The organism is Amycolatopsis orientalis DSM 43388, assembly GCF_000411975.1.
GTDB classification, from domain to species: domain Bacteria; phylum Actinomycetota; class Actinomycetes; order Mycobacteriales; family Pseudonocardiaceae; genus Amycolatopsis; species Amycolatopsis orientalis_D.
Genome location: NZ_ASXG01000161.1, coordinates 1 through 13,406, shown reverse-complemented (window position 1 = coordinate 13,406; position 13,406 = coordinate 1). Strand labels below are relative to the sequence as shown.

Below are 13,406 nucleotides of genomic sequence, written 5' to 3'. Positions count from 1 at the left end.
ATCCCGGCAGACGGGTGACGCCCGATGGGCCGAAGCGGGTCCGAGCGGCCCGTCCGTCACGCGGTCCGGGAAGTCAGCTGAAGCAGGACGACGCCGCCGACGATCAACGCGAGCGCGAGGATCCGCGGCACGCTCACGGTTTCGCGGAGCCAGAAGATCCCCACGACGGCCGTGCCCACCGCGCCGATTCCCACGAACACTGCGTACGCCGTCCCGACCGGGACCGTCCGCATGCCGACGTTCAGCACGTACAGCACGAGGACGGTCAGCACTCCGCAGACGAGCGTCGGGACGAGTTTGGTGAAGCCGCCGGTGAGGCGGATGCTGTGCGCCCAGGCGATTTCGAGCAGTCCGGCCGCGAAAACGGCGATCCAGCCCATCGTCATGCCTCGTAGAGTGCGGCGCGCAGGCCGGACGGCAGGGAAAAGTCTTGAGCGGCGACGAGATCGGCGACATGGCCGGGGTCGCTCGTGCCGGGGAGGACGGCGACGTTGGGCGCGAGGCCCAGGAGCCAGGCCAACGCCAGCGTCGCCGCTGAAACGCCGAGTTGCCGGGCGTGGCTTGTCAACGGCGAAGTCTCCTTGACCAGCGCTCCGTTGCCGAGCGGACGGAACGCCAGATACGGGATTCCGGCGGCGGTGGTGGCGTCCAGAACGTCGCGACCGCCGAGGTGTCCAACGTGGAATTCGTTCTCTACGGAGGCGATCGGCGTGACCGCGCGCGCCTGGTCCAGCAATTCGCGCGTGACGTTCGAGACGCCGGCGTGTTCGAGCAGGCCCTCGTCGCGCAGCTCGGCGAGCGCCCCGACGGTTTCCGCCCACGGCACGGTGCTGTCCGGCATGAACCTGGCGTGTACCAAGGGAAGCCGCTCGACGCCGAGCTGCGCGAGGTTGTCCCGGACGGCTGCCTTGACCGCTTCCGGCGTGGCATCGGCGACGAAACTGCCGTCCGGGCTGCGGCGTGCACCGACCTTGGTAGCGATGAGCAGGTCTTCCGGATAGGGCCGGAGCGCCTCGGCGAGCAAGCGGTTCGCGACCTCGGGCCCGTAGTAGCCGGACGTGTCGATCAACCGGACGCCCGCGTCGACGGCGGCGCGGACAGCGGCCTTGGCGCGCTGCGGGTCGGCTGGTCCGCCCATGGCTTTCGGACCCGCGAGCTGCATGGTGCCGTACCCGATCCGGCCCACGGTGCGGCCGGCGAGCGTGAACGAGTGCATTTTCGCCCCCATCAGTCAGGTGGACACTGTGTCCACTTATGACTGTACTCGATCCGGACACGCTGTCCAGATACAGTGACCGGGTGAACGGCAAGCCAGTCACCGAACGAGCGGACGCCGCGGCGAACCGGCGGCGGATCCTCGCCGCGGCCGAGGAGCTTTTCGCCGAGAAAGGCCCGGACATCACGATGGGCGACCTTGCGGCGGCGGCGGGCGTCGGACGCGGGACGCTGTACCGGCGCTACGACAGCGTCGCCGCGGTGGCGGTCGCGTTGCTGGACGAGCACGAGCGACGCCTGCAGGAAGCGATGCTGTCCGGCCCGCCGCCGCTCGGACCGGGCGCTTCGCCGCGGGAGCGGTTGACGGCGTTCTACGACGCGATGATCGATTTGCTGGAGCAGCATCTGCCGCTGGCGCTCGGCGCGGAAACCGGGGCTCGGCGGTATCGGACCGGGGCGTACGGGTTCTGGCGGGTGTTCGTGGCGACGCAGGTTCGCGAGGCGGGGTTGCGGGACGAGGCGCTGCCGGATGTGCTGCTGGCTCCGCTGGCGCCTGATCTGTATCAGAATCAGCGGCAGGAGCGCGGGATGTCGGTGGCGGCGGTGAAGAAGGCGCTGCGTCGGCTGGCTTGCGTCCTGCCGGCGGGGGATGGCTGAGTACAGATCGGGGATGGGCTGGTTTATGCCGTGCTGACGAGGAGCGGGCGATCGCAGGCGCGTGCCGAGCCGTAGCGACTGGGCGGCGAGCTGGGGTCGGCTCCGGGGCAGTTCGCTGGAGCCGAGACTGGCAGGGCTCGAGCAGATCGGGTGGGCGGCATGCCGGTGTGGAGCGGCGCGTGACTTGTCCGCGAGGTCGTGGTCGAGCAAACCGCGCCCCTGCCTGAGCGCGCACCGTCAGTTCTCCAGCGCCAAACCCGGCGGAAGCGGAGTAAATTCGCCGGATGAACGGTGGCGTGCCGATGCGGATCGGCTGGATCTGCCTCGCGGCGGTCAGCGCGGGGATTCTCGGGTTCGGGATCGTGGTGCTCGTCGCACCGCCCGCCGGGGACGCGCTGCTCTACCGCACGGACGCGCTCGCCACCGCCGGACTCGGGCTGTTCGGCGGGCTGACCGCGGTGTTCCCGTTCCGTGCCGGGGAGCGGTGGGCGTGGTTCGCACTGTGGTTCTATCCGGTGTTCTGGCTGGCGCATCTGGTGTTCCGATTGCCGCCGGGGACGGATCACGTGCATCAGGTGGCGTTCGTGGTCCTGTCGCTGGCCGGGCTGCTGGTGCCGGTGCGGTCGTTCTTCCGGGCACCGGTCGAAGGGCAGCACGCTCGCCGCTAACTCCCGCGTATCTGCGCGAAGCCCGCTGTCCCGGGGCATGGAACAAGCCGCGCTGACCGAACGGGCTCGCTGTACAGTCAGCGCGTGAAGCGCATGCGGAAGGGCTTCACGGCTGCGGCGAATCTGCGCGGATCATGAACTGCGCGCCGAAATCCGCCTTTCTCGGTTGGACGGGACTTTGCTTCCCGGGCCCGCCGCGCGGCATTATCTGCGGGCTCTGCTCGATGTCGGAACCTGTGACCCGGGTGCTGATGGCGTTCGACCCGGGCTCGCCGAGCGGTTCGCGGTATTCGCCGGTTACCGGGGCGAAGACGGGCACGACGGCGCGCTCCCGGCATGGCTCAGCGCGGAGCTTCGCGAGATCAGGCAGCGCGAAGTGTCGTTCAATCCGCGCGTTCCGGGCGCACTGCTCGCCGCGGCGATTCCGGTCTTCGACGTGACCGGGACGGCGGTGGCGGCACTGAGCGTGGCGGCCCCGCGACGGGAGTTCAATTCCCGGGAAGCGCATGCGTCGCTGCAAGCGACCCGGATGACCGCGCAGCGCATTCTCCGCGAAACCGTGGCGGCTGATTAGCGGAACGGGAAATCCGGCCGTCCGGCCCATTGACCGGGGAGGCCGCGCACGTCCGGAAGGCGGTTCGGGGAACGGCGCAATTTCCGGGCGCTGGGGTTCGAACGGTCGGGCGAAGCGGCCGGTCCCGGTCGACCGGCGCAGCGAACGGAAGAATTCCGAAGTGCCGCAACGCCTTTCCGACCGGGACCAAAGACTCCGTGCCGACGAGAGAGCGGCCGCACCGGCTTCCCTCAACGGGGCACGGGAGGCGAGTCAGGGACGGCCGCCCTCGAGGTGAATGGTTTCGCGGGTGAGGAATTCGGCTCGCAGCAACCACAGCACGGTGTCGGTCACGTCGGCGACGGTGCCGGTGCGGCCGACGAGGGTGCGCTTCGCGGCGTTGGCGAGGAAATCCGGTTTGGCGTCGCCTTTGCGGTCCCAGACGCCGGAGTCGATGATGCCCGGCGACAGCGCGTTGACCCGGACCGGTGCGAGTTCGGCGGCGAGGTGCTGGGCGGCGAAGGCGGCGGCCCCGTTGGTCACGCCGGTCACCACGCTTCCGCGCGCGGGACGCCAGCCGACCTGGCCGGAGAACAGCAGCAGCGACCGCCGGATCGTGAAGTGCTTCGCGAGCAGCAGCGGGCCGATGACCTTGGCGGTGAAGGCGTCGACGGTCTTTCGCGGTCGAGTTCGCGAACCGGCGCCGCGTGGGGTGCCGCCGCCGTGTTGACGAGGTGATCTACCGGTCCGAGTTCGGCGGCAGCGGCGGCGATGGTCGCTTCGTCGCGCAGGTCGATGTGCAGCCCGCCGGGTCGATGCGACGCGACGTGCACCTTCGCGCCCTCGGCTGTCGCGGCGTCGGCGATCGCCGTGCCCAGATGCCGTCCGCCCAGCACCAGCACTGTCTGTCCGGCCAGTCCGTTGCCCATGTCCTTCTCCGTTCCGTCGGTTCGCCGTGGCCGAAGTAGGCTATGGAAAAGTAACCAGGTACTTCAACGTAACCGGAACCGGAGGAGCCGCCGTGGGCTACAACGTCATGTCCGCCAGCTGCCCGTCGCGGGTGGTGCTGCACCGGATCGGCGCGCGGTGGACGGTTTTCGTGGTCAACGCGCTGGAGCACGGGCCGCTGCGCTTCACCGCGCTGGCGGACAAGATCCAGGGCGTCACCCCGAAGGTGCTGACCGAAACGCTGCGCGCGATGGAGGAGGACGGCCTGCTCGCCCGCGTCGAGTACGCGGAACAGCCGCCGCGCGTCGAATACGGGCTCACCGATCTCGGCCGGTCGCTGCTGGTGCCGCTGCGCGCCGTCCGCGAGTGGGCGGAAAGCCACGTTCCGGAGATCCTGGAAGCTCGTGAGCGCGCCCAAGCCGCGCGGCAGAGCTGACCCGCTCCGGGCCGTCGGCGAAAATCCCGTCCCCGGCCGCCCGGCGTCCTGGGATCGTCCACGCGGAGACGAAACCGAGGAAGGCCGCGGAACGTGACATTGCAGGAAAAGGCCCAGAGCCGGCTCGCCGACGACCTCGTGCCCGGAGAGCGCGTGTTCTCCGCGTTGCTCGCGTTCCGGACCGGCGGGGTGCGGAACACCATGATCGCCGGTGCGGCGGGCATCGCCGGGATCGCGGGAGCGGCGGGCATGGCGCTCGCGGCGCGGCGGGGGAAGTCCGACGCCCCGCAAGCGCCGATCGCCATCCCCGGCCGGGTGATCTTGACGCTCACCTCGCACCGGCTGGCGGTCTTCACCGTCGGCGGACTGGTCCGGGCCGCCCCGGGCAAACTGCTGCACACGTGGACGCTCGACCGGCTCGCCTGGGTGGCGGACCCGGTGTTGGTGCCGGGGATGGCGCAGGCGCTGCGGTGCCGCGTCGGCGTGACCGGCGTGGGGGTCCTCGGGTTCGAGTTCCCCCGGCTGCAAGTCCAAGAAGGACGGACGATGATCCGCCGGCTGGCCCGGTCTCTCGCCGAACTGGACGCGGATCCGGCTTCCTGACCGGTCGCCGCGAGCTTTCCCGACCCCCGTCAGCTCGTCCGGAATCGGTGCGGGCCGGACGATCCCCGCACCTGCCTGCGCTGGAACCTTCCCGTTTTTGCTCGGCTCAGGTCGGTTGGGCGGGCAGCCGGCGCCCCTCAGGGGGAGCGTCCCGGTCGCGGAAGCCAGCTGTTCCCGCAGCGGAAACGCGTTCTCCCGCCCGCCGGGGTGCCCCGGTTGCGTCGCAGCCCGGTTTTGTCGGTGCGGCCGGGTAGCGTTCCGGTCCGTGGACGTTCGGGAACGTATTCAGGAGCTGGCCGACCAGATCGTGGCGCTGCGCGACGCCTACTACCGGGGTTCCCCGGCGGTGGCGGACGCGGAGTACGACGCGATCGAGGACGAGCTGCGCGGGTTGATCGAGGCGAGCCCGGAGCTGGCCCCGGACCCGAATCCGCTGGACCAGGTGGGCGGTCCGGCGGTGCTGCACGCGCCGATCCGGCATTCGCGGCCGATGCTGTCGCTGGAGAAGGCGACGAAGCCGGAGCAGGTCGAGGCGTTTTTCGACCGGTTCCCCGGCCAGCCGGTGGTCGTGATGCCCAAACTCGACGGGCTGTCGCTGGCCCTGGTGTACGAGGACGGCCGCCTCGCCCGGGCCGTCACCCGCGGCGACGGGACCACCGGCGACGACGTGACCATGCTGGTGCGCGCGCTCACCGACGGCATCCCGCACCAGGTCAGCGCCCCCGGCCGGGTCGAAGTGCGCGGCGAGGCCGTGATGCTGCGCTCGACGTTCGCCGCCTACAACACCGCGCATCCGGACAAACCGCTGATCAACCCCCGCAACGCCGCGGCCGGCACGCTGCGCGCGAAGGATCCGGTCGCAGTAGCCGAGCGGCGGCTGCGCTTCTTCGCCTTCGACCTCGACACCGAGCCCGGCAGCGCGGAAACCGACCTGGGCAGCGGTCTGCTGGAACTCGGGTTCACCGCAGCGGACATGCGCCGGTGCGCCGACGCGGCCTCCGCGCAGGCGGTGATCACCGCGATCGAGCAGCAGCGCAACGACCTGGACTACGACATCGACGGCGCCGTCCTGCGGCTGGCCGACCGGGCCGCGTACGCCGCCGCGGGCACCCGTTCGAGTTCGCCGCGCGGGGCGCTGGCGTACAAGTTCGCCGCCGAGGAGAAGACGACCGTACTGTCCGATGTGGTCTGGGACGTCGGCAAGACCGGCAAGATCGCCCCGGTCGCGTGGCTGGAACCGGTGTTCGTCGGCGGGACCACGGTCACGCGCGCGACCCTGGCCAACCAGGAGGTCATCCGCGCCCGAGGCATCAAGATCGGCGACACCGTGCTGGTGCGCCGGGCAGGCGACGTGATCCCGTTCGTCGCCGGGGTGCTCGACGAGTCGAAACGCACCGGAGCCGAACGCGAGATCGTCCCGCCGTCGACGTGCCCGTCGTGCGGGCAGCCGCTCACCGAACAGGGCAACAGCCGGGAACTGTTCTGCACCAATGTTTCCTGCCCCGCGCAGACCGTCCGGCGGCTGATCCACTGGGCGTCCCGTGCGGCCGCGGACATCGACGCGATCGGCGGCGTGTGGATCGAACGGCTGGCCGAGGCCGGGATCTTGGAGCATCCGTCGGACTTCTACCGGCTGACCAAGGAACGCCTGCTGGAATTCGACCGCATCGGCGAGGTCTCGGCGACGCGGATGATCGAATCGATCGACGCCAGCCGCCAGGTCGGCCTGCGCCGGGCCCTGATCGGGCTCGCCATCCCGATGGCGTCGGAAGGCACCGCCGCCCGGCTGTGCCGCGCCGGCTTCGGCTCGCTGGAAGAAGTACTGGACGCGGGTGTGGACGGGCTGGTGGAAGTGGAGGACATCGGCCCGAAGGTCGCCGCCTCGCTGGTGGAACACCTCACCCGGCTGCGCCCCGAACTCGAACGCCTGCGGGAACGCGGGGTCTCCCTGGACGTCCTGGAAGAAGACCTCCCGCCGGCGGTCGTCGCGGGAGCGCCGCTGGAAGGCAAGACCGTGGTCGTCACCGGTGCGATCAGCGACCCGCGCTCCGGGGAGAAGGTGCCGCGCCCCACGTTCCAGCGCCTGTGCGAAACGGCGGGCGCGACCACCGCGTCGTCCGTCTCGGCGAGCACCGACCTCCTCATTACCGGTGCCGACGTCGGCGCGAGCAAACTCGCGAAGGCCGAGAAGCTGGGGGTCGAGGTCGTGGACCAGGGGGTGATCTGGGAACAGCTGATCGCGGCCGGGGTGGTGTGAGCCCGCGCGCCTGTCCTCGCAGCCGCCTCGCCTTGCTTCGGGGTGGTGAGCCAGGCCGTCGGGCCAGGGTGCCGGGCTGTGTGGGTGTGCCGGGCCGGGAATCCTCGGGTGAGCCGCCGAGGATCTGCTGCGCGGCAACGGATTCGCCTCCACGATTCAGTGGCCGCGCGGCGGGGTTCGCGCGAACGTGTCGCGTGATGCTTGGCCGGGGCGGGCTTCCGGTGGCGCGGTGTGCTGCCGGGCTTGCGTGAACTGGTTCTGTTGGACGTGGCGGGGATGCGGGTTCGTGCGAACGGCGGGCGCTGGCGCGAGATGCGGGGCCCGGAGCGGGCTTCCGATGGTGCGGTTTGCTGCTGGACTGCGTGAACGGGTTCTGCTGGACGGCGGGCGACTGGCTCGTGTGGACGGTGGGCGGTGTCGCGCGATGCTGGGCTGGGGCGAGCTTCCGGGTTCGCGTGAACGGCTTCTGCTGGACGGCGGCCGACTGGCTCGTGTGGACGGTGGGCGGTGTTGCGTGATGCTGGGCTGGGGCGGGCTTCCGGTGGTGCGGTGTGCTGCCGGGCGCATGCGAATGGGTTCTGCTGGATGTGGCGGGCAGGCGGGCTCGCGTGAACAGTGGGGTGTCGCGTGGTGTCGGGTCGGGGCGGAGTTCCGGTGGTGCGGTTAGCTGCCGGACCCGCGCGAGCAGTTCTGCTCGACGTGGCAAGGGGACCGGGCTCGTGCGAACGGTTTCTGCGCGTCGTGGCAAGCAATCCGGCCTCGCGCGAACAGCCCGCGCCGCGCCTAGCGAGTGCGGGTCTCGCGTGCCCGGCCGGCATCGGGTGTGGCTGGCGAGCAGATCGGCGTGTGCGTTCCGCCTACCCCGGCAACCAGGCCCGCCACGCAAGCGATCCACAGCCGTCGAAAGAGTCACTTCCGGTCCAGTCCGAAGTACGGTTCCGCCGCCTCCAGTCGCGGCACTGGGACGCCCAGCCGCCGGGCCTCGGTCAGGGCGTCTCGGCAAATCTCGCGCGGCTCGCGGGCGTCCGGGTCGGAGTGCGCCTCGAAATTCACCCGCGCCGGGGCGACATGGGCCAGCAGCCAGCCCAGCGCCGGAGCGGTCAGCCAGGTCGGGGCTCGGAACGGCAGCACCGCGGCCCGATGGCGCCGCAGGTCGACGCCCCGGGCTTCGAGAAGCGGCAGAAGTTCGCGGCCGGTCAGCAACGCCTCGCGCAAACCCTCCCGGGACCCGGCCAGCGCGCTCAACGACCCGGCCCGCACGCCCTGCGAGTGCAGTCCCGCGTCCGACGCGAAATGGACCCACAGCCAGCCGCGGAAGTCGGGGCGTTCCCGAACCCGGAACCCAGCGTCCCTGAACACCCGTCGGACAGCCCGCTCCCGTTCGCCGGGAGGCCCGCCGAGGGTGCCGAACACGCTGCGCGGCAACAACATCCCGCGCAGCACACCGTCCTCGCCGAAACCGCCGCCACCCTGCGGGAAGCCCCAGGCGACCTGGTCCGAGGGAAGATCCCCGAGCGCGTCCAGCGGCTCCGACCACACGTTCCCGAAAACCAGCACCGTGGCCGTCCCGACCCGAGGCGCCAGAAAAGCCGCCGCCTCCGGCAGCCGGTAGTGCTGGACGCTCAGCACGATCAGCTCGAACCCATGGTCCGGTTCCAGCTCCTCCCGGTACCGCACCGGCCACGTCTCGACGACCCGCCGCCCCCACGCCCGCAGATCGCGGACGTCGAGGTCGATCGAGTCACCGTACTCCGCCGCCCGGCCCGGCCGGACGTAGAACTCCACCTCGTGCCCCGCCCGTTCCAAGGCCCAGCCGTACATCGCCGCGATGACGCCGCGTCCGAACATCAAGATCTTCACAGCCGCACCTCATCGCCCGGGAAATGGAGACTATCTCCACTTAGCGAAAATATGGAGACGGTCTCCACTTGTCAACGAGAGGTGGCCAGCCCGCGCCGCGGCTGCGCGGAAGTACGAATCGACGCCTCCTGAGGGAAGCCGGGAAGCGCATCGTCCGTCTCGTTCCGTCCGCGACGACCCGACCCGCGGGAGCAAGATCTTCCTGTCGCGCAAGGTATGAGGGGCGGGTTCTCACGCGTCAGCGGGAAGCTCAGCGCACACTTTCAGGCAGCCCGCAGTTCAACTGGCCTCAAGACGCGACCGCTCCGGCAGCCAGGCCCGCATCATCTCGGCATACCGCGGCGCTGTGGCCAGAAGCTCCTCGTGTCGGCCGAGCAGTGTGTCCCGGCCGTCCATCAGCAGCACGCGCTGGGCCCGGACTGCGGACGACAACCGATGGGCGATCACGATCAGGGTGCCTCCCCGGTCGGCGAAGGCGCGTTCCGCATGGACCTCCGCAGCTGGGTCCAAAGTGGACGTCGCCTCGTCCAGGACGACGACTCCGGCTGGCGAGGCATAAGCCCTCGCCAGCGCGAGGAGCTGGGCTTCCCCGGCGGAAATGCCTTCCGCGCCGGGGCCGAGTTCGGCGTCCAGACCGCCGAGGCGGGACAGCAGCGGTGCGGCGCCGACGGCTTCGGCGGCTGCGGCGAGGCGGCGGTCGGAGGCTTCGGGGTGGAACAGGGACAGGTTTTCCCGCACGGTCCCGGCGAAAAGGTAGGCCTGTTGCGGCACCAGCACTAGATGCCGAGGCCGGTCGGCCAGTTCGCTGACGCGTACGCCGCCCAGCCGGACTTCGCCGTGCTGCGGCTCCAGCAGACCGGTGAGCAGCCCGGCGAGGGTCGATTTCCCTATGCCGCTCGGGCCGACCACCGCCAGGTGGTCGCCGGGGCGCAGGTCGAGGTTCAGCCCGCGGACGACCGGCTCCGGCGCCGCGCCCCAGCGGAACGTCAGGCCGCGGACGGCGAGGCCGAGTCCGGCGGGGCTTTCGGTCTCCGGGCGGTGTTCGGGCGGGGCGGTGGTTTCGGCGAGCCGGCGCAGCGCGACCAGCAGCCGGAGGACGACCGTGGACGCGGTGGAGGCGAGTCCGCGCAGCGCGGGCTGCAAGGTGGTCGCCAGGTAGACGAGCGCGCCCAGCGCGGCACCGGCGGTCAGTTCGCCGCGAGCGACCATCGACGGCGCCAAGGCCAGCGCGAGTACCAGCGGGACGAACCCGCCGAGCGCCACGAGCACCGACCGCAGCGCCGCTGACCTGGCGACGCGCACCGCGGCGGCGGCTTGCCGGTCCACCGCGTGGTCGGCGGTCAGCGCGGCGACCGGTTCGGCTCCGCAGGCGACGACGTCGCGCATCCCGGCGAAAATCGAGCCGGTGGTGCCCGCGGTGCCTTCGTCGGCGAGCGTCTGCGCGCGTTGCCGACGGGCGAGCGAGGGGAGCAGCGCGGCGAATCCGGCCAGCGCGAGCACCACCGGCACCACGACCGGCAACGCCAGCGACCCGGCGACGGTCACCAGCCCGGCGATCGCCGCCGCCGTGGTGACGATCATGCCGCGGGCCTGGACCAGAAGCCCGCCGGTGGCGTCGCGGACGACCTCGACGTGCTGAGTGATCCGCGCGACGCCACGAGCGTCCGGCCCGCCCCGCGGCGGCGCGGGATCGTGCAACACCCCGCGCACGACGGCGGTCACCAGCGCGTCCCGCAATGGCTCCACCACTTTGCCCAGCTGGCGCCACACCAGCCGCGACCCGAACGCGCCCGCGAGAGCGGCGAGTCCGAACACCCCGAGCCAGCCGAGGCCGACGCCGGGCCTGCCCGCGGCGAACCCGCTGTTGACGGCCAGTTCAACGAGCCGTCCGGAGAAAAACGCGGGCAGTCCTTCGAGGACAGAGCAGGCGAGGAGAACCAACCCGCCGCGCCACTGCCCGGCGAGCGCGCTCCGGTAAAGGCGGCCGACGCTCATGGCCGGTCCGGGAAATCTGCCCGTGTTCACGTCTCCTCCGTGAACACCGCGCGATAACCCGGCATCTGCCACAGCCGCGCATGCGGCCCGACCGCCAGTACCTGCCCCGCCGCCAGCCACACCACCACATCTGCCCGCGCGGCCATCGCGGCCCGGTGCGTCACGATCACCCGGGTCCGGCGGCCGAGTTCCGCCGTCACGGCGCGCTCGGTGAGCGTGTCGAGGCTGGCGGTGGCGTCGTCGAGCAGGAGCACTCGCGGGTTCCGCGCGAGCGCACGCGCGAGGCCGACCCGGGCGCTTTCCCCGCCGGACAACGGCGTTTCGGCCAGAGGGGTGTCGTAACCTCGCGGCAAACGGACGAGGACGTCGTGGATGCGCGCGGTCCGGCACGCCGCGTCGACCGCCGGGACACTCGCCCACGAACCATAAGCGACGGCATCAGCGACCGTGGCCCCCAGCAGTGCGGGCTCGGCCGAGGCGTATCCGACAACCGCCCGAAGCTCGTCCGGGCGCAGGACGCTGAGATCGCGGCCGTCGAGCAGCACCTGTCCGGCATCGGGGCGGCGGAGACCGGCCAGCAGCGAGACCACAGTGGACTTTCCCGAGCCCGAACTTCCCACCACAGTGGCGAAACAGCCGCCGGGAATGGTGAGGTCGACGTTGGCGAGCGCACCGTGCACGGTCGCGCCGCGAAGTTCCAGGGTGCCGTTTCCGGGCAACAGTCCGAGTGCGCCGCGCGGCGGCGGATCGGTGTCGAGGACCTCGGTGATCCGGTGCGCGGCCGAGCGGATGCGGGAAAGCGTGGTGAGCAACGGGATTTGCGTGACCAGGCCGAGCCCCAGCGCGACGTAGCCGAGGGCGGCGAGGACGTCCCCGGCGGTCAAGCGTCCGTCGAGAACGCCGAAACCGGCGGCGGCGAGGGCTAGGATTTCCACCGTCGGGAGCAGGAGACCGGCTCGCCACACCATCCGCGCCTGGGTGCGCCACATGCCCTGACCGGCCAGGTTCAGCCGGGGCAGCGGGCGCAGCACCCGGGCGGCCTCGGCGTCGGCGGTGCCGGACGCGGCGATCGTCCGCAGGCCGGTGACCGCGTCGAGCAGGCGGGCGGACAGCTCGCCGGAGACCCGTTGGTAGGCAAGGACATCCTTGGCGGTGCCCCGCAGGTGCGAGCGGGCCAGCAGCAGAGCGAAGGGGAGGCTGCCGAGGAATACCAGCGCGAGCCGCCAGTCCAGGAGGGCGAGCAGCACTACCGCGCCGGAGGACAGGACGCCGGTCGAGATCAGCTGCACCACGACCGCCGCGATGCCGCCGGCGGCCGCGCAATCGCCGGTCACCCGGCTGACCGCGTCGCCGGGCGCGAAGGGCGATCCGGTGCCCAAAGCAAGCAGCCGGTCGGTCACGCGGCGGCGGAGCCATGCGCTCGCGTTGCTGGTCAGGCGGGCGGGAAGGACCACGAGGACGGCGTCCGCGGCGATCTCCGCGACGCCCACGGCGAGCAGCCACCCGACCGCGCCGGTGCTGCTTCGCCCGCTGAGCACGGCATCGGTCGCCGCGGCGAGGGCGGCGGGCAGCAGCAGCCCGGCGCCAGCGGAGATCAGCGACGCGAGGACGACCGCGGCGAGGCGGGGACGGTCGAGGAGGGCGACGGAGGTCAGCAGGCGGTCGGCGGGGCTGGCCATGTCGCTCCGTTCGCGTGGTGGTCGGCGTGGGCGGGGGTTGGCGGCGCGGGGACGAGTGTGGTGGGCCGGGGGTGCTTGAGGAGGGCTGCGGGGGTCGGCGATGCCGGGGCGACTGTGGTAAGGCGGGGTTGGTCGTGGAGGGTGGTGGGGGTCGGCGGCGTGAGGACGATCGCGGCGAGCCGGGTGGGGTTGAGGAGGGTGGCGGAGGTCAGCGACGCGACGACGACTGCGGTGAGGCGGGGTTGGTTGAGGAAGGCGGCGGAGGTCGGCGGCGTGAGGGCGACCGCGGCGAGGCGGGGACGGTCGAGCAGCGCGACGGAGGTCAGCAGGCGGTCGGCGGGGCTGGCCATGTCGCTCCCTTCTCGGGGTGGTCGGCTGGCAGACGTCAGCGACGAGATCGGGCCCGCACGGACTCCCGTTGTTCTCCAGAGCTCGCCGCGCCGGCAAGGTCCTCGCCGCGACCGGGGCGAGGCTTCGGTGCAGAATGAGCGGGGCGGGAACGGCGCACTTGGCCTGCGCCGTTCCCGCCCCGCCC

At 71.6% G+C, this 13,406-nt stretch carries 14 protein-coding genes; 6 read left to right on the top strand and 8 right to left on the bottom strand.

The window, feature by feature from the left end:
* Positions 1–56: 56 nt before the first annotated feature.
* Positions 57–386, bottom strand: a complete 330-nt coding sequence (locus L942_RS33510) for a DMT family transporter (RefSeq protein WP_326929376.1) — start codon at positions 384–386, stop codon at positions 57–59.
* The gene (locus L942_RS33505) at positions 383–1,216 is read right to left on the bottom strand and encodes an aldo/keto reductase (protein ID WP_158684576.1); all 834 of its coding nucleotides are present in this window, start codon (positions 1,214–1,216) and stop codon (positions 383–385) included. The genes L942_RS33510 and L942_RS33505 overlap by 4 nt, the downstream gene beginning before the upstream one ends.
* 38 nt (positions 1,217–1,254) lie before the next feature.
* On the opposite strand from L942_RS33505, the gene L942_RS33500 reads away from it, so the two are divergent.
* The 3 genes from L942_RS33500 to L942_RS43360 all read left to right on the top strand — a co-directional run bounded on the left by L942_RS33500 (position 1,255) and on the right by L942_RS43360 (position 3,114).
* Entirely contained in the window at positions 1,255–1,872 is a 618-nt protein-coding gene (locus L942_RS33500; RefSeq protein ID WP_037367980.1) for a TetR/AcrR family transcriptional regulator, read from the top strand.
* Positions 1,873–2,156: 284 nt separating this feature from the next.
* On the top strand, positions 2,157–2,540 hold the full coding sequence (locus L942_RS33495) for a hypothetical protein (RefSeq protein ID WP_037367979.1): 384 nt from the start codon (positions 2,157–2,159) through the stop codon (positions 2,538–2,540).
* A 166-nt stretch (positions 2,541–2,706) separates the two neighbouring features.
* Entirely contained in the window at positions 2,707–3,114 is a 408-nt protein-coding gene (locus L942_RS43360; RefSeq protein WP_158684575.1) for an IclR family transcriptional regulator domain-containing protein, read from the top strand.
* A 252-nt stretch (positions 3,115–3,366) separates the two neighbouring features.
* On the opposite strand, the gene L942_RS45105 is transcribed toward L942_RS43360, so the two are convergent.
* Positions 3,367–3,645 (bottom strand): SDR family oxidoreductase, encoded by a 279-nt coding sequence (locus L942_RS45105; RefSeq protein WP_440201355.1) that lies wholly within the window; start codon positions 3,643–3,645, stop codon positions 3,367–3,369.
* Positions 3,642–4,022 (bottom strand): hypothetical protein, encoded by a 381-nt coding sequence (locus tag L942_RS45100; RefSeq protein ID WP_200863012.1) that lies wholly within the window; start codon positions 4,020–4,022, stop codon positions 3,642–3,644. Before L942_RS45100 ends, L942_RS45105 begins: the two co-directional genes overlap by 4 nt.
* A 92-nt stretch (positions 4,023–4,114) precedes the next feature.
* On the opposite strand from L942_RS45100, the gene L942_RS33475 reads away from it, so the two are divergent.
* From L942_RS33475 to ligA, 3 genes are all read left to right on the top strand, one after another.
* Positions 4,115–4,477 (top strand): winged helix-turn-helix transcriptional regulator, encoded by a 363-nt coding sequence (locus L942_RS33475; protein ID WP_440201354.1) that lies wholly within the window; start codon positions 4,115–4,117, stop codon positions 4,475–4,477.
* A gap of 93 nt (positions 4,478–4,570) precedes the next feature.
* Positions 4,571–5,080, top strand: a complete 510-nt coding sequence (locus L942_RS33470) for a hypothetical protein (RefSeq protein WP_037367976.1) — start codon at positions 4,571–4,573, stop codon at positions 5,078–5,080.
* Between the two features lie 265 nt (positions 5,081–5,345).
* Positions 5,346–7,337: an NAD-dependent DNA ligase LigA gene (gene ligA, locus L942_RS33465; protein ID WP_037367975.1), complete on the top strand. Its 1,992-nt coding sequence runs from the start codon at positions 5,346–5,348 to the stop codon at positions 7,335–7,337.
* 909 nt (positions 7,338–8,246) lie between these two features.
* On the opposite strand, the gene L942_RS33460 is transcribed toward ligA, so the two are convergent.
* The 4 genes from L942_RS33460 to L942_RS33445 all read right to left on the bottom strand — a co-directional run bounded on the left by L942_RS33460 (position 8,247) and on the right by L942_RS33445 (position 13,221).
* Complete coding sequence (locus tag L942_RS33460; RefSeq protein ID WP_037367973.1) at positions 8,247–9,197, bottom strand: ketopantoate reductase family protein; 951 nt, start codon at positions 9,195–9,197, stop codon at positions 8,247–8,249.
* 279 nt (positions 9,198–9,476) lie between these two features.
* The gene (locus L942_RS33455) at positions 9,477–11,192 is read right to left on the bottom strand and encodes an ATP-binding cassette domain-containing protein (RefSeq protein ID WP_037367972.1); all 1,716 of its coding nucleotides are present in this window, start codon (positions 11,190–11,192) and stop codon (positions 9,477–9,479) included.
* A gap of 26 nt (positions 11,193–11,218) precedes the next feature.
* Entirely contained in the window at positions 11,219–12,871 is a 1,653-nt protein-coding gene (locus L942_RS33450) for an ABC transporter ATP-binding protein (RefSeq protein WP_037367971.1), read from the bottom strand.
* Positions 12,844–13,221: a hypothetical protein gene (locus L942_RS33445; protein WP_037367970.1), complete on the bottom strand. Its 378-nt coding sequence runs from the start codon at positions 13,219–13,221 to the stop codon at positions 12,844–12,846. The genes L942_RS33450 and L942_RS33445 overlap by 28 nt, the downstream gene beginning before the upstream one ends.
* Positions 13,222–13,406: the final 185 nt, after the last annotated feature.